Origin of the sequence: Streptomyces sp. NPDC096105, assembly GCF_044763335.1 — a bacterium.
GTDB lineage: Bacteria > Actinomycetota > Actinomycetes > Streptomycetales > Streptomycetaceae > Streptomyces.
This window is the reverse complement of record NZ_JBIWGC010000007.1, coordinates 305524-328150: the sequence shown is the minus strand read 5'-3', so window position 1 is coordinate 328150 and position 22627 is coordinate 305524. Positions and strand designations below refer to the sequence as shown.

The 22627-nt window shown below is 74.7% G+C and carries 15 protein-coding genes and 1 pseudogene; 10 read left to right on the top strand and 6 right to left on the bottom strand.

The genetic code is table 11. The features are described 5' to 3' along the window. Window positions 1-286: 286 nt before the first annotated feature. Window positions 287-1114, top strand: coding sequence for an enoyl-CoA hydratase family protein (locus ACIQ8B_RS15015; RefSeq protein ID WP_365419380.1), 828 nt, complete (start codon window positions 287-289; stop codon window positions 1112-1114). 8 nt (window positions 1115-1122) lie between these two features. Then, window positions 1123-3504 carry a bifunctional salicylyl-CoA 5-hydroxylase/oxidoreductase gene (locus ACIQ8B_RS15010; RefSeq protein ID WP_403547113.1) on the top strand — a complete coding sequence of 794 codons (2382 nt, stop codon included), beginning with the start codon at window positions 1123-1125 and terminating at the stop codon, window positions 3502-3504. A gap of 15 nt (window positions 3505-3519) precedes the next feature. Here ACIQ8B_RS15010 and ACIQ8B_RS15005 read toward each other — a convergent pair whose 3' ends face one another. Next, window positions 3520-4353 (bottom strand): PaaX family transcriptional regulator C-terminal domain-containing protein, encoded by an 834-nt coding sequence (locus ACIQ8B_RS15005; protein ID WP_403547068.1) that lies wholly within the window; start codon window positions 4351-4353, stop codon window positions 3520-3522. A gap of 34 nt (window positions 4354-4387) precedes the next feature. Further along, window positions 4388-5998 (bottom strand): AMP-binding protein, encoded by a 1611-nt coding sequence (locus tag ACIQ8B_RS15000; protein WP_403547111.1) that lies wholly within the window; start codon window positions 5996-5998, stop codon window positions 4388-4390. Window positions 5999-6115: 117 nt separating this feature from the next. Between ACIQ8B_RS15000 and ACIQ8B_RS14995 the strand changes: the two genes are divergently transcribed. Genes ACIQ8B_RS14995 through ACIQ8B_RS14985 form a run of 3 tightly spaced genes read left to right on the top strand, consistent with a single transcriptional unit; the run spans window position 6116 to window position 8504 of the window. Continuing rightward, entirely contained in the window at window positions 6116-7243 is a 1128-nt protein-coding gene (locus tag ACIQ8B_RS14995) for an acyl-CoA dehydrogenase family protein (protein WP_290003935.1), read from the top strand. Next, entirely contained in the window at window positions 7240-7638 is a 399-nt protein-coding gene (locus ACIQ8B_RS14990) for a RidA family protein (protein WP_106411981.1), read from the top strand. Before ACIQ8B_RS14995 ends, ACIQ8B_RS14990 begins: the two co-directional genes overlap by 4 nt. A gap of 41 nt (window positions 7639-7679) precedes the next feature. Beyond that, entirely contained in the window at window positions 7680-8504 is an 825-nt protein-coding gene (locus tag ACIQ8B_RS14985) for an alpha/beta fold hydrolase (protein ID WP_403547066.1), read from the top strand. Between the two features lie 85 nt (window positions 8505-8589). Here ACIQ8B_RS14985 and ACIQ8B_RS14980 read toward each other — a convergent pair whose 3' ends face one another. Beyond that, on the bottom strand, window positions 8590-8784 hold the full coding sequence (locus ACIQ8B_RS14980; RefSeq protein ID WP_403547064.1) for a DUF5999 family protein: 195 nt from the start codon (window positions 8782-8784) through the stop codon (window positions 8590-8592). Between the two features lie 233 nt (window positions 8785-9017). Between ACIQ8B_RS14980 and ACIQ8B_RS14975 the strand changes: the two genes are divergently transcribed. Continuing rightward, entirely contained in the window at window positions 9018-9461 is a 444-nt protein-coding gene (locus ACIQ8B_RS14975; protein ID WP_290003929.1) for a DUF6299 family protein, read from the top strand. 305 nt (window positions 9462-9766) lie between these two features. On the opposite strand, the gene ACIQ8B_RS14970 is transcribed toward ACIQ8B_RS14975, so the two are convergent. Further along, window positions 9767-10828 carry a PucR family transcriptional regulator gene (locus tag ACIQ8B_RS14970; protein ID WP_403547062.1) on the bottom strand — a complete coding sequence of 354 codons (1062 nt, stop codon included), beginning with the start codon at window positions 10826-10828 and terminating at the stop codon, window positions 9767-9769. Window positions 10829-11451: 623 nt separating this feature from the next. On the opposite strand from ACIQ8B_RS14970, the gene ACIQ8B_RS14965 reads away from it, so the two are divergent. The 3 genes from ACIQ8B_RS14965 (at window position 11452) to ACIQ8B_RS14955 (ending at window position 19566) form a co-directional block, all read left to right on the top strand. Then, on the top strand, window positions 11452-13497 hold the full coding sequence (locus ACIQ8B_RS14965; RefSeq protein ID WP_403547060.1) for an SPFH domain-containing protein: 2046 nt from the start codon (window positions 11452-11454) through the stop codon (window positions 13495-13497). 69 nt (window positions 13498-13566) lie between these two features. Beyond that, window positions 13567-18519 (top strand): DNA repair ATPase, encoded by a 4953-nt coding sequence (locus tag ACIQ8B_RS14960; protein ID WP_403547058.1) that lies wholly within the window; start codon window positions 13567-13569, stop codon window positions 18517-18519. Between the two features lie 252 nt (window positions 18520-18771). Beyond that, on the top strand, window positions 18772-19566 hold the full coding sequence (locus ACIQ8B_RS14955) for an SGNH/GDSL hydrolase family protein (RefSeq protein WP_403547056.1): 795 nt from the start codon (window positions 18772-18774) through the stop codon (window positions 19564-19566). Here ACIQ8B_RS14955 and ACIQ8B_RS14950 read toward each other — a convergent pair. Further along, window positions 19536-20612, bottom strand: a complete 1077-nt coding sequence (locus ACIQ8B_RS14950) for an energy-coupling factor ABC transporter substrate-binding protein (protein WP_403547054.1) — start codon at window positions 20610-20612, stop codon at window positions 19536-19538. The two genes, ACIQ8B_RS14955 and ACIQ8B_RS14950, sit on opposite strands and share 31 nt — an antisense overlap. Then, window positions 20609-20836, bottom strand: a pseudogene (locus tag ACIQ8B_RS14945) (cobalamin biosynthesis protein CbiM); the annotation flags it as partial. The gene ACIQ8B_RS14950 and the pseudogene ACIQ8B_RS14945, both read right to left, overlap by 4 nt. A gap of 187 nt (window positions 20837-21023) precedes the next feature. Between ACIQ8B_RS14945 and ACIQ8B_RS14940 the strand changes: the two are divergent. Continuing rightward, window positions 21024-22613, top strand: coding sequence for an ABC transporter substrate-binding protein (locus ACIQ8B_RS14940; RefSeq protein ID WP_403547053.1), 1590 nt, complete (start codon window positions 21024-21026; stop codon window positions 22611-22613). The last annotated feature ends 14 nt before the right edge of the window (window positions 22614-22627 follow it).

The following is a 22627-nucleotide window of genomic DNA, read 5'->3' as shown; positions in this document are numbered from 1 at the left end:
GGGGGGGGGGGGGGGTGGTCGTGGCGTTGTGGTCCGTGTGGGGGGGGCGGGCGGGGGGGGCGCCCCCCCGCGGCCCCCCCCCGCGCCGGCGTCCGCGGCCTGCCCGCGCGGGCGCGCCGCCTCGCCCGCCCGTCCGCCCCGTCACCGGCGCGTCGAGGGCCCGTGACGCGCGTGACGGCGCCCGAACGGTGTATCGCGTACTCATGACGACAGTCACCAACCGGTGATAACTTCGAGGGGCAGACCTCACTGAGCCGCGCAGTGCCCGCCCGAGGAGGCCGCCCTCATGAGTCCCTTCACCGGCTCCGCCGCCCGCACCGCGCGCTGGGAGCATCTGCGCGTCGAGCTCGCCGACGGCGTCGCCCACGTCACCCTCGCCCGCCCCGGCAAGCTGAACGCGCTCACCTTCGGCGCCTACGCCGACCTGCGCGACCTGCTCGCCGAGCTGTCCCGGGAGCGGGCCGTCCGCGCCCTGGTGCTGGGCGGCGAGGGCCGCGGCTTCTGCTCCGGCGGCGACGTCGACGAGATCATCGGCGCGACCCTCTCCATGGACACCGCCCAGCTCCTCGACTTCAACCGGATGACCGGCCAGGTCGTGCGGGCGCTGCGGGAGTGTCCGTTCCCGGTGATCGCCGCAGTGCACGGGGTGGCGGCGGGCGCGGGCGCGGTCCTCGCCCTGGCCGCGGACTTCCGGGTCGCCGACCCCACCGCCCGCTTCGCCTTCCTGTTCACCCGGGTCGGGCTGTCCGGCGGCGACATGGGCGCGGCCTACCTGCTGCCCCGGGTCGTCGGCCTGGGCCACGCCACCCGCCTGCTGATGCTGGGCGAGCCGGTGCACGCCCCGGAGGCCGAGCGGATCGGCCTGGTCAGCGCGCTCGCCGAGGAGGGCGGCGCGGACCCGGCGGCCCGCGAGCTGGCCCGCCGCCTCGCCGACGGCCCCGCCCTGGCCCACGCCCGGACCAAGGCCCTGCTCACGGCCGAACTGGACATGCCGCTCGCGGCGGCGGTCGAACTGGACGCGTCCACCCAGGCCCTCCTGATGACCGGCGAGGACTACGCCGAGTTCCACGCGGCCTTCACGCAGAAGCGCCCCCCGAAGTGGCGGGGGAGGTGACCCCGGTGCTGACGACCCCCTCAGGGGCGCGGGGAGCCGCGCGAGCGACCACGACGGACCCGCACCCGCCGAACACCGCGAACCGCCCCCTGCGCGTGGCGGTCGTAGGAGGAGGCCCAGGAGGCCTCTACGCCGCCGCCCTCCTGAAACGGCTCCAGCCGGACCGGGACGTCACCGTCTGGGAACGCAACGCCCCGGACGACACCTTCGGCTTCGGAGTGGTCCTCTCCGACGAGACCCTCGGCGGCATCGAACACGCGGATCCGGAGGTCCACTCCGCCCTCCAGGCGGAATTCGTCCGCTGGGACGACATCGACATCGTCCACCGGGGCGCCCGCCACACCTCCGGAGGGCACGGCTTCGCCGCCCTCGGCCGGCGCCGCCTGCTGGAGATCCTGCACGACCGCTGCCGTTCCCTCGGCGTCGCACTCCGCTTCCGCGAAGAGGCCCCCGACCCGGCCCGCCTCGCACAGACCCACGACCTGGTGATCGCCGCCGACGGCGTGCACAGCACCACGCGCACGGCCTTCGCGGACGCGTTCCGGCCCCGGATCACCGAACACCGCTGCCGCTACATCTGGCTGGCCGCCGACTTCCCCTTCGACGCCTTCCGCTTCGAGATCGCCGAGACCGAACACGGCGTGATGCAGCTCCACGGCTATCCCTTCTCCGCCGACGCCTCCACCGTGATCGTGGAGATGCGCGAAGAGGTGTGGCGGGCCGCCGGGTTCGACGAGGCCGACGGGACCGGGTCCGTCGGACGCTGCGCCGAGATCTTCGCCGGCGCGCTCGGCGGCCGCCCCCTGCGCTCCCACAACTCCGCCTGGACCACCTTCCGCACGGTCGTCAACGAACGCTGGTCGCACGGCAACGTCGTGCTGCTCGGCGACGCCGCCCACACCGCCCACTTCTCCATCGGCTCCGGCACCAAGCTCGCCGTGGAGGACGCGCTCGCCCTCGCCGCCTGCCTGAGCGAGCGGCCCACGCTCACCGACGCCCTCCACGCCTACGAGACGGAACGGCGGCCGGTCGTCGCCTCCACCCAGCGCGCGGCCCGCGCCAGCCTGGAGTGGTTCGAGAACCTCGCCCTCTATCTGCACCAGCCGCCGCGCCAGTTCGCCTTCAACCTGCTCACCCGCAGCCGCCGCGTCACCCACGACAACCTGCGGCTGCGCGACGCCCGGTTCACCGAGGCCGTGGAACGCGGGTTCGGCTGCCCGCCGGGGACGCCCCCGATGTTCACCCCGTTCCGGCTGCGCGGACTCACCCTGCGCAACCGCGTGGTGGTCTCGCCGATGGACATGTACTCGGCGGCCGACGGCCTGCCCGGCGACTTCCACCTCGTCCACCTCGGCGCCCGCGCGCTGGGCGGCGCGGGGCTGGTGATGACCGAGATGGTGTGCGTCGGCCCGGAGGGCCGCATCACCCCCGGCTGCGCCGGCCTGTGGAGCGGACGGCAGGCGGAGGCGTGGCGGCGGATCACCGACTTCGTGCACACCCGCGCGCCCGGCACGGCCATCGGTGTGCAGCTCGGCCACAGCGGCCGCAAGGGCTCGACCAAGCGGATGTGGGAGGGCATGGACGAGCCGCTGGACGACGGCAACTGGCCCCTCGTCGCCGCCTCCCCGCTGCCGTACAGGCCGGGCAGCCAGACACCCCGTGAACTGTCCCGCGCGCACCTCACCGACCTGCGCGAGCAGTTCGCGGCCGCCGCGGTGCGTGCCGCGCGGGCCGGGTTCGACCTGCTCGAACTGCACTGCGCGCACGGCTACCTGCTGTCCGGCTTCCTGTCGCCGCTGACCAACCGGCGCACCGACGCCTACGGCGGTTCGCTGGAGAAACGGCTGCGCTTCCCGCTGGAGGTGTTCGACGCGGTGCGGGCGGTGTGGCCGGAGGACCGGCCGATGACCGTGCGGATCTCCGCGACCGACTGGGCGGAGGGCGGCACGACGGCACAGGAGGCGGTCGCCGTCGCCCGTGCCTTCGCCGAGCACGGGGCCGACGCGATCGACGTGTCCACCGGTCAGGTCGTCGCCGACGAGGAACCGGAGTTCGGCCGCTCCTACCAGACGCCGTTCGCCGACCGGGTGCGCAACGAGGCCCGCGTCCCGGTGATCGCGGTCGGCGCGATCTCCTCCTGGGACGACGTCAACTCCCTGATCCTCGCCGGACGCACGGACCTGTGCGCGCTGGCCCGCCCGCACCTGTACGACCCGCACTGGACGCTGCACGCGGCCGCCGAGCAGGGCTACGAGGGCCCGGGCGTGGTCTGGCCGCCGCAGTACCGTGCGGGCAGCCGCCCGCCGCGCACCGGCCGCACCGACGCGCCCAAGCCCCGGCTCACCCTCTCCGGCCTGCCGCTCGCGCAGGTCCCGGCGCCCGGGGCGTGACGCCAGGGGCGCGCCTCAGTCCGCCCCGGTCTCCGCCGAGGGGTGCGCGAACTCCGCCCCCGCGTCGCGCAGCCGCTCGTGCAGGGCACGGAAGACGGTTGCCGAGCGGGTGCCGGGCCAGTCCGGAGGGAGCAGGGCGGCGGGCAGGCCCGGGTCGGCGTAGGGGAGGTGGCGCCAGGAGTCCAGGGCGAGGAGGTAGTCGCGGTAGGCCTCCTCGGGCGGGGTGTCCGCGCGCCGCTCCCAGGCGCGCAGGACCGGCGCGTGCCGCTCCAGGAACGCCTCGTGCCGCTCCGCGATCGCCTTCAGGTCCCACCAGCGGGCCACCGCCTCCGCCGTGGGCGCGAACCCGAGGTGCTCGCCGCGGAACAGGTCGACGTACCCGTCGAGCCGCAGGCGCTCCAGGGTGTGCCGGGTCTCCTCGTACAGCCGGGCGGGGGCGATCCACACGCCGGGCGCCGCCGTGCCGAAGCCGAGACCGGCCAGCCGGGAGCGCAGCAGGTGCCGCTTCTGCCGCTCCGACTCCGGCACCGAGAACACCGCGAGCACCCAGCCCTCGTCGCCGGGCGGCGCGGTGGCGTAGATGCGGCGGTCGCCGTCCTCCAGCAACTGGCGTGCCTCACCCGACAGTTCGTAGCCGGCCGCGCCCCGGTCGGTGCGGGCCGGGAGCAGCAGTCCGCGGCGCTTGAGCCGGGACACGGAGGAACGCACGGACGGGGCGTCCACGCCGACGGCGGCCAGCAGCCGGATCAGCTCCGCGACGGGCACCGGGCCCGGCACGAACCGGCCGTAGGCGCCGTAGAGCGTGACGATGAGGGACCGTGGAGCATGCTGGTCGGACACGTTGATCATCTTAGGTCGTGCCCGTGGGCCCGCTTCCCCGGCATCAGCCCTGGTCGTCTCCGGTGCCGGCGCCGGTGCGCAGCCGGAACCGCTGGAGCTTGCCGGTGGCCGTGCGCGGCAGCGCGTCCAGGAAGACGATCTCCCGCGGGCACTTGTAGGGCGCCAGCTCCGACTTCACGAAGGCCCGCAGCGCCTCCGCGTCCCGCTCCGCCCCCTCCTCGAGGACCGCGTACGCCACCACGACCTGGCCGCGCGCCTCGTCGGGACGCCCGACCACGGCCGCCTCCACCACGTCCGGATGGCGCAGCAGGGCGTCCTCGACCTCCGGCCCGGCGATGTTGTACCCGGCCGAGATGATCATGTCGTCGGCGCGCGCCACGTACCGGAAGTAGCCGTCGGGGTCGCGGACGTACGTGTCGCCGGTGACGTTCCAGCCGTCCCGCACGTAGTCCCGCTGGCGCGGGTCGGCCAGGTAGCGGCAGCCGACGGGGCCGCGCACCGCCAGCAGTCCGGGCCGCCCGTCGGGCACCGGGACGCCGTCCGCGTCCTGCACGCGCGCCTGCCAGCCGGGCACCGGGACGCCGGTGGCGCCGGGGCGGGCGGCGTCGTCGGCGGCGGAGAGGAAGATGTGCAGCAGTTCGGTGGCGCCGATGCCGTTGATGAGGCGCAGCCCGGTGCGCTCGTGCCAGGCGTGCCAGGTCGCGGCCGGCAGGTTCTCGCCCGCCGAGACGCAGCGGCGCAGGCTGGAGAGGTCGTGCCCGTCCGCCTCGGCCAGCATGGCGCGGTAGGCGGTGGGCGCGGTGAACAGCACCGACACCCGGTGCTCGGCGATCGCCGCCAACAGCTGTGAGGGGTGGGCCTGTTCGAGCAGCAGCGCGCTCGCGCCCGCGCGCAGCGGGAACACCACCAGGCCGCCCAGGCCGAAGGTGAAGCCCAGCGGGGGGCTGCCGGCGAACACGTCGTCGGCGACCGGCTTCAGGACGTGCCGGGAGAAGGTGTCCGCGATCGCCGGCACGTCCCGGTGGACGTGCATGCAGCCCTTGGGCCTGCCGGTGGTGCCGGAGGTGAAGGCGATCAGGGCGACGTCGTCGGCGGCGGTCGGCACCGCGTCGAAGGGGCCGCCGGGCGCCGGGCGGTGCAGCAGGTCGTCGCGCGAGTCGCCGCCGAACGCGGCGATGCGCAGGTCCGGGACCTCCGCCTTGACGAGGTCGTCGAGGGAGCGGACGTCGCACAGGGCGTGCCGCACCTGCGCGAGCGCGCAGACGGTGGCCAGCTCGTGCGGCCGCTGCTGGGCCAGCACGGTGACGGCGACCGCGCCCGCCTTCAGCACCGCCAGCCAGCAGGCGGCCAGCCAGGGCGTGGTGGGCCCGCGCAGCAGCACCCGGTTGCCGGGCACCACCCCGAGGTCCCCGGTGAGCAGGTGGGCCAGCCGGTCCACCCGGGCGCGCAGCTCCCCGTACGTCCAGACCCCGCCGTCGGGCGTGCGGAACGCCGGGCGGTCGCCGGGGTGGCCGTGCAGCAGCTCGGCGGCGCAGTTCAGCCGCTCGGGGTAGCGCAGCTCCGGCAGGTCGAAGAGGAGCTCGGGCCGCTCGTCCGGTGGCGGGAGATGGTCGCGGGCGAAGGTGTCGACGTGCGCGGTGAACCGTGGACCCATGTCGATGCGCCCCCTCGGCGTGGTGGGCTCGCCCCAGGAGCGTATCGCGTTGGTGACGGCAGTCAACGGTCCGCGATAGCCTCGGCGGTGGCCCAGTGGCGAGGGAAGGGACCGGCGATGACCGCATTCTCGCTCGAACCGGCACAACTCGCCCGGTGCGCGGAGCTGCGCGCCCTGGCCGCCGAACGGCTCCGCCCGCTCGCCGACCAGGGCGAACCGGGCCGCGTCAACCGCCCCCTCGTCGCCGAGCTGGGCGCTCTCGGCCTGCTGTCCCGGTTGTTCGCCTCCGGCGCTCTGGAGCTGTGCCTGATGCGCGAGTCGCTCGCCCGGGCGTGCACCGAGGCGGAGACCGCCCTCGCCCTCCAGGGCCTCGGCGCCCACCCCGTGCACGCCCACGGCACCCCCGCACAGCGCGAGCGCTGGCTCCCCCGGGTGAGCGACGGCACGGCGGTCGCGGCCTTCGCCCTGTCCGAACCGGGCGCCGGATCCGACGCGGCGGCGCTGTCCCTGAGCGCGGAGCGCGACGGCCCGGACGGGTGGCGGCTCACCGGCGAGAAGTGCTGGATCTCCAACGCCCCCGACGCCGACCTCTACACCGTCTTCGCCCGCACCGTCCCCGGCGCGGGGGCGCGCGGCGTGACCGCCTTCCTGGTGCCCGCCGACCGGCCCGGCCTCACCGGCAGCCGCCTCGACATGATCTCCCCGCACGCCCTCGGCGCCCTGCGCTTCGACGGCGTGCCGGTGACCGCCGCCGACGTCCTCGGCGAGCCCGACGCGGGCTTCCGGGTCGCCATGGACACCCTCAACCTGTTCCGGCCCAGCGTCGGCGCCTTCGCCGTCGGGATGGCGCAGGCCGCCCTGGACGCCACCGTCGCCCACACCGCCCGGCGCGACGCGTTCGGCGGCCGGCTCAAGGACCTCCAGTCCGTCGCCCACCAGGTCGCCGAGATGTCCGTGCGCACGGAGGCGGCCCGCCTGATGGTCTACGCGGCGGCCACCGCGTACGACGAGGGCGCCGCCGACGTGCCCCGGCGCTCCGCGATGGCGAAGCTGCTCGCCACCGAGACCGCCCAGTTCGTCGTCGACACCGCCGTGCAGCTGCACGGCGCGCGCGCCCTGTGCCGGGGCCATCTGCTCGAACACCTCTACCGCGAGGTCCGCGCCCCCCGCATCTACGAGGGGGCGAGCGAGGTCCAGCGCGGCATCATCGCCAAGGAGCTGTACAAGACCCTGGAGGCCCGGTGACCGCCGAGCGCGTCAACCCGCCCGACCTGTCCCCGCCCGCCGGCTTCTCGCACGCCGTCGTCGCCACCGGCTCCCGCGTGGTGTTCCTGGCCGGGCAGACCGCCCTCGACGGCGACGGGGAAGTCGTCGGCGACACCCTGCCCGAGCAGTTCGCACGCGCCCTCGGCAACCTGCTCACCGCGCTCCGCGCCGCCGGCGGCACCCCCGCCGACCTGGCCCGCGTCACCGTCTACGCCACCGACGTCGCCGCCTACCGCGCGCACGCCCGCGAACTCGGCCGCCTCTGGCGGGACCTGGCGGGCCGCGACTACCCGGCGATGGCGGTCGTGGAGGTGGTCCGGCTGTGGGACGAACGGGCGAGGGTGGAACTCGACGGATTCGCCGTGCTGCCGTGAGCCGCCGGGCGAGGCCGCGCCGTTCCTTCTAGCCTGAGGCGATGCCGGAGATCGAGCTGAGCGCGGGCACCGTCGAGTACGAGGACACGGGCGGCGAGGGGCCGGTGGTCGTGCTGCTGCACGGCATGCTGCACGACGCTTCCGTCTGGCGCGGCGTCGTCGCCGAACTGCGCACCGACCACCGTCTCGTCGCCCCGACCCTCCCGTACGGGGCGCACCGCAGGCCGATGACCCGGCCGCCCACACCGGACCTGGTCAACGAACTGATCGCCGAGTTCCTCGACCGGCTGGACCTCAGGGACGTCACCCTCGTGGAGAGCGACTGCGGCCGGGCCCAGACGGTCGCCGCCCGGCACCCCGAACGGCTGGCCCGGCTGGTGCTGATCTCCTGCGAGGCCTTCGACAACTACCCGCCGGGTCTGCCCGGCAAGGCGATCGCCCTCGCCTGCCGCGTCCCCGGCGGCATCCCGCTCATGGTCCGCGCCCTGGGCTGGAAACCCCTGCGCCGGCTGCCCGTGGGCTTCGGCGCGCTCACCAGGCGCCCCCTGCCGGACGACCTCGTCGACCGCTGGCTGCGGCCCCTGCGCACGGACCCGGCGATCCGCCGCGACGTCCGCCACTACCACACGCACGTCCGGCGCACCGAACTCCTCGAAGCGGCCCAGGGGCTGCGGTACTTCGACCGCCCCGCCCTGGTCGTCTGGGCGTCCGAGGACCTGATGATGCCCCGCGAACACGGCCGTCTGCTGGCCGAACTCCTGCCGCGGGGACGCCTGGTGGAACTGAGGAACACCCGCACCCTGATCGCGCGGGACCGGCCCGGCCGGCTCGCCTCGCTGCTGCGGTGGTTCGTGGCGGAGGGGTGAGCGGGCGGCCCGCCGGCCCGGGGCGACGCCCGCCCCACGTGACTGCGTGACCGCGTGACCGCGTGGCTCCGGCCGCGGGCCGTGCTCAGGCCGTGGCCGTGAGCCCTTCCGCCGGGAGCCGGCGCGGAGCGATCACACGGCCGTCGGGCCGCAGTTCCCCCGTGTCGTCGAAGACGATCGTGCCGTCGCAGAGCAGGCTCCACCCCTGTCCGGGGTGGGCGGCCACCACGTGCGGGGCGGGGGAGCCGGGCTGCGGGCAGGACGTCCGGTGGGCACACATGGCGCACCTCCACTTCGGCGGGACGGTCCGAACACGTCGTACGCCACGACCATGCGCCGCCCGCACCGCCCGCCGGAACGGCCCCGCGGGGACCGTGACAGTCCGCGGACGATGCCGGGACGGTTCCCCGACGGCCGATGCCTCCGCCACCGAAGGGTGACGATGAGTGGCCGCGCCCCCGTGCTGCGGGTACTGCTGGAGGTCCCTCTTCCGCTCACTTCGGAGGTCTCCCCATGTCTGTACGTCCCCTCCTCGGCACCGCGGCCGGCGCCGCGCTGCTGCTGCTCGGCACCGCCGCGGCGGCCCCCTCGGCGGCGGTCGCGCCGTCCGCGCCCGCGGAGTACGTGACGGTCGACCCGGAGGGCAGGATCGCCGCCGACGGCACCGTCACCCTCACCGGCGCCTACCGCTGCGTCGCCGGCACCGGCCCGGTCTACGTCAGCTCCTCGGTCAACCAGAGCACGCCCCACGTCACCTACGGCATCGGCGGCTCCGTGGCGGTGTGCGACGGCGAGGAGCACCGCTGGCAGAACAGCGGCAAGGCCCCGCAGAACGCGCTGACGGCGGGCCCGGCCCGGGTGGAGGCCACGCTGCTGGAGCTGCGCGCCAGCGGGATCCTGGTCATCCCCGTCCCGCACGCCGTCAGCCGCCACGACGTCACCCTCGTCGAGAGCTGACCGCTCGTCCCCCCGGCGGGCCGCGCCCGCCGGGCCGCGGAAGCGGCCCCGCCGACGTGCTGCCGGACGCGGCCGCGGCGACCGGGAGGTGACGGTCACCGTGCGCCTGCGCGGCCGCGGCCCGCTCCGCCCCCTCGTGTCGCCGGGCCTGCGCCCGGCCCGCCGGCCGCTCGCCCGCGCGGTCGCCGGGGTCCTGGACGACGTCGCCCGGGACGGGAACCAGGGACGGGAACGCCCGGGTGCCACGCCTGACGCCCCCGGGCCCCGGGGACCCGCGCCGCGACGTCCTCGCGGAGCCGTGGCGCTCAGGCCGCCGAGTCCGGCCAGTCCAGCAGCCGGGCCCCGATGACCGCCGTCTGCAGCATGTACCGGTGCGCCGGGTCGCCGGGGTCGGCGCCGGTGAGCCGGTGGATCCGCTCCAGCCGGTACGTCAGCGCCCGCACGCTCAGCGACAGCCGCCGGGCCGCCTCGGCGGCGACACAGCCCGAGTCGAAGTAGGCGGTGAGCGTGTCCAGCAGCGGCCCGGCCCCGCCGCGCGCCTCGGTGAGCGGGCCCAGCGTGTTGTGCACCAGGTCGGCCATGGCCTGCCGGTCACGGGCCAGCACCGGGTAGACCAGCAGGTCGGCGGCGCGCAGCACCGGGTCGTCCACGCCGAGCCGCTCGGCGATCTCCAGCGCGTTCAGCGCCTCCTCGTACGACTGCACCACCCCGCCCGGTCCCGGCTGCGGGCGGCCGATGGCCACCTGGCCGCCGTCGGTGGCGGCGTGCGCCTGCTTGGCGAAGTGGGTGAGCACGTCCCGCTGGTGCCCGGGCGCGACGCACAGCAGCCGCCCGTCCTTGGTGGTGAGCAGGATGCTGCGGTTGCCGAACCGGGTGTTCAGGGCGCGCTCCACCTGACGGGGGACCGGGTCGCCCTCCTCGTAGGCGACGGGTCCACGGGCGACGGCGACCGCGTGCTCGTGGGACAGCCGCAGCCCGAACCGTTCGGCGCGCTCGGCCAGCCGGCCCAGGTCGCTGCGGCCGTAGAGCAGGTCGTCGATGAACTCCCGGCGGGCGGCCTCCTCCTGACGGACCGCCAGCCGCTGCGCCCGCTCGTACCCTTCGGCGAACGCGTCCACCACCTGCTGCACGGCCGCGAGCGCGCCGTCGGCCGCGTCCGTGCCGCGGGACGGCCACGTGCCGCGCGCGGCGGCGAGATGGGCGATGACGAGGGAGCGCAGTCCGAAGCCGGCCTCCGCGGCCTGTTCCCCGAGGGCGCGGCGGGAGGCGAGCTCGTCGCGGGTGAGGCGTCTGCCCGTGGCCGCGACCTCGGCCAGTATCTGGGCGTACCCCTCCAGATACTGCTCCGGAATCTCTCGTTCTGACATGTGGTCCCCCCGAGTCCTGACGCGATCCTGATGCGTTCATGGCAGCTCACCGGCATGCAGACCCTAGTGAACTTTGCCGGAAACCGGCAATGCGCGGTGCGGGCCGGGCCGGGCAGCATGGCTCGCGGGGAGCACTGCGGAGGTTCCGGTGCCGGACACCGGCAGGTGTCCGTGCCGGAACCCGGAGGGGAGCGGTGCTGCCCGACGGCATCGGCCGTCACGACATCGGCGGCTGTGTCATCGGCCGTTGCGACATCGGCCGCTGTACGGAAAGACGTCGCACGAGAGGGGGGTGGACATGCACGGCTTCGTGAAGGGCGCCGACGGCCTGGCCGCCCCCCGTCGCACGGGGCCGCTGCACCGCACCGCCCCCGACGAACCCTGGCCGTCCCGGTCCCCGCGCACGCGCGGTGCGGACCGGGACGGTGCGGCGCGCCCCCGCGCGGAAGGCAACCGTCCGCGCCCGGCGCGAAACCGCGCGGACGGCTGACGCCGTCTCCTCCACCACCTGACGACACCGCCTCGCCCGCACGCGAGGCCTCACACCCTTGAGGCGCCCCGCCCGCGAGGCGCCGTCACACATCCGACTTCTGCCCGTAAGTCAGCCCAGAAGGACGTGTCCCATGGATGCCGCCACCGTGGGCATCGCCGTACTCGTCGGCGCCGCCCTGTTGCTCGTGCTCGTCGGTCTGCTGCTCGTCACCAAACTGTTCCGCAAGGTGGAACAGGGCAAGGCGCTGATCGTCTCCAAGCTCCGCAAGGTCGACGTGACCTTCACCGGCTCGGTCGTGCTGCCCGTGCTGCACAAGGCCGAGGTGATGGACATCTCGGTGAAGACCATCGAGATCACCCGGGCCGGCAAGGAAGGACTGATCTGCCGGGACAACATCCGGGCGGACATCCGCATCACGTTCTTCGTCAAGGTCAACAAGACCGTCGAGGACGTCATCAAGGTCGCCCAGGCCGTCGGCACCGCCCGCGCCAGTGACCGCAACACGCTCCAGGAGCTGTTCCACGCCAAGTTCTCCGAGGCGCTGAAGACCGTCGGCAAGCAGATGGACTTCACCGACCTCTACACCAAGCGCGAGGAACTGCGGTACCGCATCATCGAGGTCATCGGCGTCGACCTGAACGGCTACCACCTCGAGGACGCCGCGATCGACTACCTGGAGCAGACGCCACTCACCCAGCTCGACCCGGGCAACGTCCTCGACGCGCAGGGCATCCGCAAGATCACCGAGCTGACCGCGGTGGAGCACGTCCGCACCAACGAGGCGCAGCGCAACGAGGAGAAGGAGATCACCCGGCAGGACGTCGACGCGCGCGAGGCGATCCTGGAGCTGCAGCGCCGGCAGGCCGACGCGGAGATCAAGCAGAGGCGGGAGATCGAGACCGTGCGCGCCCGCGAGGAGGCGGAGACCGCGCGGGTCGTCGAGGAGGAGCGGCTGCGGGCGCAGAGCGCCTTCCTGCGCACCGAGGAACAGCTCGGCGTGCAGCGGGAGAACCAGGCCCGTGAGGTCGCCGTCGCCGCGAAGAACCGCGAGCGGGTCATCGCCGTGGAGAGCGAGCGCATCGAGAAGGACCGCCTGCTGGAGGTCATCGCCCGTGAGCGGGAGACCGAACTGACCCGGATCGCCGCGGAGAAGGAGGTCGAGGCGGAGAAGCGGGAGATCGCCGAGGTCATCCGCGAGCGCGTGGCGGTGGACCGTACGGTCGCCGAGCAGGAGGAGTCCATCAAGAAGCTGCGGGCCGTCGAGGAGGCGGAGCGGCAGCGCCAGGCCGTGATCATCGCCGCGGAGGCCGAGGCCCAGGAGAAGCTGGTCAAGGACATCAAGGCAGCCGAGGCCGCCGAGCAGGCCGCCGCGCACCGCGCCGCCGAGGAACTCACCCTGGCCGAGGCCCGGTTGAAGACGGCCGACCTGGACGCCAAGGCCAAGCTGCGGCTCGCGGAGGGTGTTCAGGCCGAGTCCGCCGCCGAGGGTCTCGCCGCCGTCCAGGTGCGCGACAAGGAGGCCGAGGTCATCGAGAAGGCGGGCCGTGCCGAGGCCGGGGCCACCGAGGCCCGGCTGCGCGCGGAGGCAGAGGGCGCCCGGGCCAAGGCGGTCGCCGAGGCGGAGGCCGTCTCGGGCAGGCTGCGCGCCGAGGCGGCCGGCCTCACCGAGAAGGCGGCGGCGATGGCCGCGCTCGACGAGGCGTCCCGCGGCCACGAGGAGTACCGGCTGCGGCTGGAGGCCGAGAAGGACGTCCGGCTCGCCGGCCTGGACGTGCAGCGGCAGGTCGCGGAGGCCCAGGCCACCGTGCTCGCCACCGGCCTGGAGAACGCGGACATCAACATCGTCGGCGGCGACTCGGTCTTCTTCGACCGCCTGGTGTCGTCCATCTCGCTCGGCAAGGGCGTGGACGGCTTCGTCCAGCACTCCGAGACCGCCCAGGCCCTCGCCGGACCCTGGCTGGACGGCTCCGCGAGCTTCACCGACGACCTGAGCCGGATCCTCGGCTCCGTGACCACCTCCGACGTGCGGAACCTCACGGTGTCCGCCCTGCTGATGAAGCTGATGCAGCAGGGCGGCGAGCACACCGGGCAGTTCAAGCAACTGCTCGACAAGGCGGGTGAGCTGGGCCTGGCGGACACGCCGCTGGCCGTGCCGAACGGCCGCACCAGGGCCTGACCACCACCCGGCCGGGAGCCGCCGCACAGGGGACGGCGGCTCCCGGCCGGGCCTTCCCGAGAGGCAGCCATGACCACCGGCACCCACGAGCCCACCCACGACAGCGCCCGCCCCGGTCCGGCCGGCGCCGCCCCGGACGCGTCCGCCGCCGGCCCGGCGGTCGACGGCGGCGCCTACCAGCTGCTGCGCGACCGCCTCACCGACCGCGCCCGCGAACTCGCCCGCCGCGCCGAGGCGCTGAACCGGCGCCGGGCCGAGGAGTTCGGCGCTCCCGAGCTGCGCCTCACCGGCGCCGAGCGGCTGCGCACCGAGCGCACCGCCGTGCCCCGCGACATCGTCGCCGTCGGTGACGTGCTGCTCCTCGGCCACGAGACCCGGCCCCGCCCGGAGCGGGACACCGCCGTCGGCGACGTCCTCGCGCTCCACGACCGCGGCCTCGGCCGGCTGCCCGACGACGCCGTGCCCGGCCTGCTCGACGACCCCGCTTTCGTACGGGAGTTCGCGGCCCTGCACCGCTACTACCGGCAGGCCCGCCTGCTGCGGCTGCGCCGCGTCGAGGGCAGGCTGCTCGCCGTCTTCCAGACCGGCGAGAAGGCCGGCGACATCCGCGTCCTGCGGTGGTCGGTGTCCGAGGACGGCCGCGCCGAGTTCCTCGACGCGCGCGGCGACCGCGACCACGCGCGCGTCCCGCCCGCCGGCGTCGAGTGGACGCCCGCCACCCGCGAGGACCACGTCCTCGGCCGCCACCCGCACGTCTCCGTGCGGGGCGAGGTGTTCGTCGACACCCTCGGCGGCACCCTCACGATCAAGGCGGAGAACGACACCGGCACCCCCGACGGCATCCACAGCGAACCCGTCGACGAGCCCCTGCAGTCCCTCGCCGACGCCGACATCGCCCACGCCCGCGTCGGCCCGCTGATCCTGCTGCGGATCCTCCCGTACAAGGAGACCGCCCCCCGCCACCTGGTCTTCCACACCCTCACCCGCACCGTCGTCCGCCTCGACGGCATCGGACAGGGCTGCCGCCGGCTGCCCGAGGACCAGGGCATCGTCTTCCCCGGCGGCTACTGCCTCGCCGCCGGAGGCCACAAGACCTACGACCTCGACACCGACGGCATGGAGTTCGAGCGCGAGGTGCGCTCCCCGTACGGCGAGGACGTGCTCTACGCCTTCCACGCGCCCGCACGCGGACGCGCCCTGCTGCTCTCCTACAACCAGATCCGCGAGGCCGTCGCCACCCCGATGGCCTGCCACGGCTGGGCCCTCTTCGACGACGGTCGCCTCACCCTGCTGCGCCCCGAGGGCGACGAACCCGCCCGCGTGCACCCGGTGCAGCTGTGGGACACGCCGTACCTGTCCGACGCCCGCGCCGCCGCGCGGCCCGTGGGGGAGGGGCCGCTGGCCCGCGTGGGCAACGCCGACCTGGTGCGCGGCGTCTCCGACTGCCTGTCACTGGCCCGCGCCGCCGAGACCACCCCCACCGCCGGGATCTACGCGACCCTGGCCGCCGCCTGCGTGCGCGCCCTGGACACCCACCACTGGCTGGGCGACCCCGAGGTCGGCGACCTGCGCACCCCGCTGGAGGAGGTGCGCGCCACCGCCGAGCAGGTGCTCGCCGAGTTCGAGACGGTCACCGACCTCACCCGCCGGGCCGCCGGGGCGCTCGACGAGGCGGCCGGGCGGATCGCGTCCGTGGTGCGCCGGCTGCGCGGCGAACAGCCCCGCGAGGCCGCCGTCTGGGTCCGCGGCCTCACCGAACTCCGCCAGGCCCAGGGCCACCTGCTGACCCTGAAGGAGATGCGGTACGCGGACCACGGGCGGATCGACGCGCTGGCCGCCGAGGCCGACGACGACCTCGCCTCCTTCGGGCAGCGCGCCGTCGCCTTCCTGGCCCGCGCGGACGCCTTCGCCGCCCACCACGCCGGCCTGGAGCGGCTGCACGCCGACATCGAGGCGGTCACCACCACCGCCCAGGCCGCCCCGCTCGCCGCCCGCCTCGACGAACTCGCGGACGGGCTGCGCACGGTGACCGAGGTGGTCGCCGGGCTCGACATCGCCGACGCCACCGTCCGCACCGGCGTCCTGGAGCGCGTCGCCGACGCCCTCGGCGGCGTCAACCGCGCCCGCGCCACGCTCGACGCCCGCCGCCGGAGCCTCCTCGACCGCGAGGCGCGCGCCGGTCTCGCCGCCGAGCTGACCCTGCTCGGGCAGACCGTCACCGGCGCCCTCGCCGCGGCCGACGACCCCGAGGCCTGCGACGACCAGCTCGCCCGGGTCCTCGCCCAGCTCGAGGAAGTGGAGTCGCGGTTCGCCGAGTTCGACGACGTCCTCGGTGAACTCGCCGACCGGCGCACCGAGATCCACGACGCGTTCGCCGCCCGCAAGCAGAGCCTCACCGACGCCCGCGCCCGCCGCGCCGGACAGCTCGCCTCCGCCGCCGGACGGGTGCTGGAGACGATCGTCCGCCGCAGCGCCGCGCTCCCCGACGCCGACGCGGTGAGCACCTACTTCGCCTCCGACCCGCTGGTCGCCAAGGTCCGCCGCAGCGCCGACGACCTGCGCGCCCTCGGCGACCGGGTGCGCGCCGAGGAACTCGACGGCAGGCTGCGCTCGGCCCGCGAGGAGGCCGCCCGCGCCCTGCGCGACCGCACCGACCTGTACGCCGACGGCGGCCGCACCCTTCGCCTGGGCGCGCACCGCTTCGCCGTCTCCACCCATCCCTTCGACCTCACCGTCGTCCCGCACGAGGACGGACTCGCCCTCGCCCTCACCGGCACCGACTACCGCGCCCCCGTCACCGACCCCGCCCTGCTCGCCGCCCGCCCGCTGTGGGACCGGCACCTGCCGTCCGAGTCGCCGCAGGTCAGCCGCGCCGAGCACCTCGCCGCCCGGCTGTTGCACGAGCACGGCCCGGACGCGCTCGCCGGCGCCGACGACCTCGCCGCACTGGCCCGCACGGCCGCCGAGGAGGCGTACGACGAGGGATACGAGCGGGGCGTCCACGACCACGACGCCACCGCGCTCCTCACCGCCCTGCTGCCGCTGCACGACGGCGCCGGCACCCTGCGCCACCCCTCCGCCGCCCGCGCCCACGCCCTGCTGTTCTGGACGCACGGCACCACGGAGCAGGAGCGCGCCGACCTCACCCGTCGCGCCCGCTCGCTGGCCCGGGTGCGGGACGCCTTCGGAGCCCCGCCCGCGCTGGACGCGCTGCGAGGCGAACTCGCCCGCGCGGTGGGGGAGTGGGACCCGGACGCGCCCGTCCGCCCGGAGGCGTGCGCCGCGTACCTTTTCGACGAACTCACCACCGGGCCCGAGGGGTTCGTGATCAGCGCCCGCGTCCGCACCCTGCTCGACAAGTTCCGCCGCACGGTCGCCCCGGAGGCGTACGACGAGGACCTCACCGCCCTCGACGGCCTCACCGCGCGCCGTCAGCTCGTCGAGGCGTGGCTGACCGCGTACACGCAGGCGACCGGCGAGCAGGGGGACGCCGGGGACCTCGCGGAGGCCGTGGCCGCCGAGCTGTGCCCGGACGTGCCCCGCCACGAGTCGGACGCGCCCCTCACCGTCACCGTCGAGGGCCTGGTCTCCACCCACCCGCGCATCGCCGACCGCAGGCTCACCCTCCGCCTGGACGAGTTCCTCGCCCGCACCGACGCGTTCCGGGCGCGTGAGGCGCCCGCCTTCCGCGCCTTCCAGCGGCGCCGCGCGGCGCTCGTCACCGCCGAGCGCGCCCGGCTGCGCCTGGACGACCACCGGCCGCGCGTGACGGCGTCGTTCGTGCGCAACCGGCTGGTCGACGAGGTGTACCTGCCGCTGGTCGGCGACAGCCTCGCCAAGCAGCTCGGCACCACGGGCGAGTCGGCCCGCACCGGCACCGGCGGACTGCTGCTGCTCCTGTCCCCGCCCGGCTACGGCAAGACGACCCTCATGGAGTACGTCGCCCACCGCCTCGGCCTGGTCCTGGTGCGGATCAGCGGCCCGGCGCTCGGCCACGGCGTCACCTCGCTCGACCCGGCCCAGGCGCCGAACGCCACCGCCCGCCAGGAGGTCGAGAAGATCAACTTCGCGTTGGCGGCGGGCAGCAACACCCTGCTGTACCTGGACGACATTCAGCACACCTCGCCCGAGCTGCTGCAGAAGTTCATCCCGCTGTGCGACGCCACCCGCCGGGTGGAGGGCGTGTGGCAGGGCGAGCCGCGCACCTACGACCTGCGCGGCAAGCGGTTCGCGGTGTGCATGGCCGGCAACCCCTACACCGAGTCCGGCGAGGTCTTCCGGGTCCCCGACATGCTGGCCAACCGGGCCGACGTGTGGAACCTCGGCGACGTCCTCACCGGCAAGGAGGACGTCTTCGCGCTCAGCTTCGTGGAGAACGCGCTCACCGCGAACCCGGTGCTCGCGCCGCTGGCCGGACGCGACCGCGCCGACCTGGACCTGCTGATCCGGCTCGCCGCGGACGACCCGACGGCCCGCCCGGACCGCCTGGTCCACCCGTACGCGCCGACCGAACTCGACCGCGTGCTCGCGGTGTTGCGCCACCTGCTCACCGCCCGCCGGACGGTCCTCGCGGTCAACGCGGCGTACATCGCGTCCGCGGCCCGCTCCGACGACGCCCGCACCGAGCCGCCGTTCCTGCTCCAGGGCTCCTACCGCAACATGAACAAGATCGCCCAGCGGATCCAGCCCGTCATGAACGACGCCGAACTGTCCGCCGTCGTCGAGGACCACTACACCGCCGAGGCCCAGACCCTCACCACGGGCGCCGAGGCGAACCTGCTGAAGCTCGCCGAACTGCGCGGCACGCTCACGCGTGAACAGGCCGCCCGCTGGGCGGAGGTGAAGGCGGCTCACGTCCGCACCCTCACCCTGGGCGGCCCCGGCGACGACACCCTCGCCCGCGCGGTGTCCGCCCTCGCCCTGCTCGGCGACCGCATCGCGGCCGTCGAGTCGGCGATCACGCGCGCGGCCGGTCCCCGGCGCCTCCCGGCGGGCCCGTCGCGGCAGGACGGCGACGGCTGAAGCGGCCTTGCCCGGAAGCCTGGGCGCCGGGCCGCACCCCGTGCGGCCCGGCACGTTTTCGCGCCACGAAATTGACCTGAAAACGGCGGAGTCGAGGTTTGTCTACGCGCGGAGCAGGTTCGGTCACCTCAGTATTCGGATCATTCCGGATGACTTCTCGACCGGTAGTTACCGTGCGGTATTCCGCCCTGCTACAACTCCTGTTGCTCCCTCAACTACCGTCGCGAGTCTCGTCGTGAAGGGCGGACACACGTGTCAAAGCGTTCACTGGGAACAACGCTCGCCACCCTGATCCTGGGTGCCGCGACCGTCCTCGGCCTGGCACACCCTGCCGCGGCCGCCGGCCACCACTACGTGGCGCTCGGCGACTCCTACTCCTCCGGGGTGGGCGCCGGGAGCTACACCTCCGAGAGCGGCGACTGCAAGCGCAGCACCGCCGCCTACCCGCAGCTGTGGAAGAACGCCAACGCCCCCGCGTCCTTCAAGTTCGCCGCCTGTTCGGGCGCGACGACGACGAGCGTGGCCGGCACCCAGCTGAGCGCGCTGTCCTCCACGACCACGCTCGTCAGCGTCACCGCCGGCGGCAACGACGTCGGCTTCGCGGACGTCATGCAGACCTGCGTGCTCCAGGGCGAGGCCACCTGCGTCTCCCGGGTCGACACCGCCGTCTCGCAGATGCGCAACACCCTCCCGGGCAAGCTCGACTCGCTGTACTCCGGCATCCGCGCCCGCTCCCCGCAGGCGCACGTGGTCGTCCTCGGCTACCCGCGCTTCTACAAGCTGTCGGGCAGCTGCATCGCCGGCCTCAGCGAGACCGAGCGCTCCGCGATCAACAACGCCGGCGACGTGCTCAACGGGGTGATCGCGAAGCGCGCGGCCGACGCCGGCTTCACCTACTCCAGCGTGGTCGACGAGTTCACCGGCCACGAGCTCTGCTCGGGCGACGCCTGGCTGCACAGCGTCACCTTCCCGATCGGCAACTCCTACCACCCGAAGGCCGTCGGCCAGTCGGGCGGCTACCTGCCCGCCTTCCGCTCGGCCGTCTGACCCCGGCTCGCGTCCCCGCACTCCGGCGGGGCGGCCGGCGCCGCCGGCTCCTCCGGGGTGCGGGGACCGACGTCCGCGGCGGCCCCCGCCCCCCGCGCCCGCGGGAACAGGCCGGCCGCCACGCCCCACGGCAGCCTGGGCCCCGCCGCCGTGAGGAGGTCCCGGCGGGACAGCACCTTCGCCACCGGGCCGGTGTGCGCGCCCGGCGGGATCAGCGGCGCCGCGTCGTCGGCCCGGCGCGGGGCGAGGTCCACGTCGTGCGTGGCCGTCACCACCGTCGTGCCGTTCGCCCGCAGCCGGCCGAGGGCGGCGAGCAGACGCTCCTGCCCGTCCGGGCCGGGGCCCGCCGTCGGCTCGTCCAGGATCAGCACCCGGGGCCGCATGGCGACCGCGCCCGCGATCGCCGCCCGCTCGCGCTGCCCGTACGACAGCGGATGCGTGGGCCGGCCGGCGGGCCCGGCGATGTCCAGCGCCTCCGCCACCCGCGCCCGCACCTCCGCGTCGGACAGGCCCAGGTTCGGCGGCCCGAACGGCACGTCCTGCCCCACGGACGCGGCGAACAACTGGTCGTCCGGGTCCTGCACCACCAGCTGCACGGTGGTGCGCAGCGCCGTCAGCCCCTTCCGGTCGGGGCGCACCGCACGGCCCGCCAGTCCCAACTCCCCGCTCTCCGGCCGCAGTCCGCCGCCCAGCAGCCGCATCAGCGTGGTCTTGCCGCTGCCGTTGCGTCCCAGCGGGGCCGGCGCCCGCCCCTCACCCTGCCGGCGTCCGCGCCGCAGCCCGAAGCGGTACGCCAGGACGCCCGCGCCGATCGCGGCCCGGAGGGCGGACAGCGCCGACTCGGTCTCGCCGGACGGCGGTTCGTACAGCGGGGAGAACCACGGTTCGTAGTCGGGGCCGATCTCGGTGACCGCGGTCTCCGCCTCGCCGTCCGCCCCGGCGAACGGCTCCTCCTCGTGGTCCCCGAGCCCGAACACCAGCGGGATCACGGCGAGGGCGGCGACGAGCGGCAGAAGCAGGGAGTTGGTCTTCGCGTCGCGGCTCATCGGGCCACCGCCCCGGCGGACCCGGCGCGCTCGTCCCCGGCGACCGAGGTGACCGGCACCCCGAGCCGGGTCGGCTCGCCCTTGCCCGACTGCACCAGCAGCCGCATCACCAGCACGGTCGGCAGCCCCTCGCTGACCGCGAGCGGGATCCGCGTGACGGCGAACACGGAGCCGAACGTGCCCAGCGCGCCCAGGAACCCGCTGCCCGGGTCCGGGAAGGCGAGCCGGTGACAAGCGGTGACCGGGGCGCGCGGACGGTGCCCGGCAGCGTGTGACCCGGCGCACACCTGCGCGTCCGGGCCGTGCCGCGTCCGTGTCCGGATCGGGTGACTAGGGGGCCGCCGTCCTGGGCAGGGTCTTGCTGCAATTAATATGCAACAACGATTTCCGGGCAACAGGATGTGAGGTTCGATGACGACCCGACGTATACGGGGAGCCGCCGCCGTGCTGGCGACGGCCGCGGTGGCCACCGCCTGCTCGGCGCCGGGCTCCGGCACCGCGGACGGCGCGGCGGCCGCCGAGTCCGTCGTGATCGGCGTCTCCACCGAGCCGGACACCCTCAGCCCGCTGCTCGGCTACGGCAAGGACGGCAACTCCAAGATCTTCGACGGGCTCCTCGCCCGCAACGCCGACCTCAGCCTCAAGCCCGCGCTGGCGAAGGCGCTCCCGACGATCACGGACGGCGGCCGCACCTACACCTACACCCTGCGCGCGGGCGTGAAGTTCAGCGACGGCAAGCCGCTCACCGCGCGCGACGTCGTCTTCACGTACCGCACGGTGCTCGACGACGCCACCAACAACACCGTCAAGAGCGAACTCGCGGCCGTCAAGGACGTCCGGGCGGTGGGCGACGACACGGTCGTCTTCACCCTGCACCACCCCTACGCGCCGTTCGCGGCCCGCACGGTGCTGCCGATCGTCCCCGAGCACGTCGCCGGGAAGCAGGACCCCAACACCGGCGCCTTCAACACCGAGCCGATCGGCACCGGACCGTACGTCCTCGTCGACTGGCGCAAGGGCGAGAAGCTCACCTTCAAGGCCAACCCGCACTACTGGGGCGGCGCCCCGAAGGTGAAGAAGCTCACCATGGCGATCGTCGGCGACGACGACGTCCGCGCCACCCGGCTCCGCTCCGGTGACCTCGACGGCGCGGTCCTCCCGCCCAACCTCGCCGCCACCTTCAAGAGCGACGACGACAAGAAGACGTACCGGGCCACCTCCTACGACTTCCGCGCCGTCACCCTCCCCAGCGGCAACCCCGTCACGGGCGACACCGCGATCCGCCGCGCCCTCGACCTCGCCGTCGACCGGCAGGCCATGGTCGACAAGATCCTCGACGGCGCCGGCCGCCCCGCCTACGGCCCGCTGCCGCTCGACGACCCGTGGTTCGCCGAGGACGTCGAGCGGGACCAGGACCTCGCCGAGGCCGGCCGCGTCCTCGACGCCGCCGGCTGGACGAAGGGCGAGGACGGCGTCCGCGCCAAGGACGGCCGCCCCGCCCGCTTCACGCTGTACTACCCCTCCGGCGACAAGGTCCGCCAGGACCACGCCCTCGCCTACGCCTCCGACGCCAAGAAGGCCGGCATCGACGTCAAGGTGGAGAGCGCCACCTGGGAGGTCATCGAGCCCCGCATGCACCGGGACGCCGTCCTCGCCGGCTTCGGCAGCACCGGCGACCCCGACTTCGGGCTCTACACGCTCCTGCACTCCTCCCTCGCCGGGGACGGCTTCAACAACATGGCCCACTACGACAACCCGGCCGTCGACCGGGCCCTCGAGACCGGCCGCCGCACCCAGGACCCCGAGGCCCGCGAGGCCGCCTACGACGCCCTCCAGCGCGCCCTCGTCAAGGACCCCGGCTACACCTTCCTCACCCACATCGACCACATGTACGTGCTCGCCGACCGCTGGAAGGACCTCACCACCCAGACCGAACCGCACGAGCACGGCTTCGCCGCCGGACCCTGGTGGAACGTCGAGGACTGGCAGCCCGCGGCATGACCCACGCCCCCTGG

Coding starts and splice junctions, on each gene's coding strand:
- ACIQ8B_RS15015 (WP_365419380.1), top strand. CDS start 287: ATGAGTCCCTTCACCGGCTCCGCCGCCCGCACCGCGCGCTGGGAGCAT.
- ACIQ8B_RS15005 (WP_403547068.1), bottom strand. CDS start 4,353: ATGATCAACGTGTCCGACCAGCATGCTCCACGGTCCCTCATCGTCACG.
- ACIQ8B_RS15000 (WP_403547111.1), bottom strand. CDS start 5,998: ATGGGTCCACGGTTCACCGCGCACGTCGACACCTTCGCCCGCGACCAT.
- ACIQ8B_RS14995 (WP_290003935.1), top strand. CDS start 6,116: ATGACCGCATTCTCGCTCGAACCGGCACAACTCGCCCGGTGCGCGGAG.
- ACIQ8B_RS14985 (WP_403547066.1), top strand. CDS start 7,680: ATGCCGGAGATCGAGCTGAGCGCGGGCACCGTCGAGTACGAGGACACG.
- ACIQ8B_RS14980 (WP_403547064.1), bottom strand. CDS start 8,784: ATGTGTGCCCACCGGACGTCCTGCCCGCAGCCCGGCTCCCCCGCCCCG.
- ACIQ8B_RS14975 (WP_290003929.1), top strand. CDS start 9,018: ATGTCTGTACGTCCCCTCCTCGGCACCGCGGCCGGCGCCGCGCTGCTG.
- ACIQ8B_RS14970 (WP_403547062.1), bottom strand. CDS start 10,828: ATGTCAGAACGAGAGATTCCGGAGCAGTATCTGGAGGGGTACGCCCAG.
- ACIQ8B_RS14965 (WP_403547060.1), top strand. CDS start 11,452: ATGGATGCCGCCACCGTGGGCATCGCCGTACTCGTCGGCGCCGCCCTG.
- ACIQ8B_RS14960 (WP_403547058.1), top strand. CDS start 13,567: ATGACCACCGGCACCCACGAGCCCACCCACGACAGCGCCCGCCCCGGT.
- ACIQ8B_RS14950 (WP_403547054.1), bottom strand. CDS start 20,612: ATGAGCCGCGACGCGAAGACCAACTCCCTGCTTCTGCCGCTCGTCGCC.
- ACIQ8B_RS14940 (WP_403547053.1), top strand. CDS start 21,024: ATGACGACCCGACGTATACGGGGAGCCGCCGCCGTGCTGGCGACGGCC.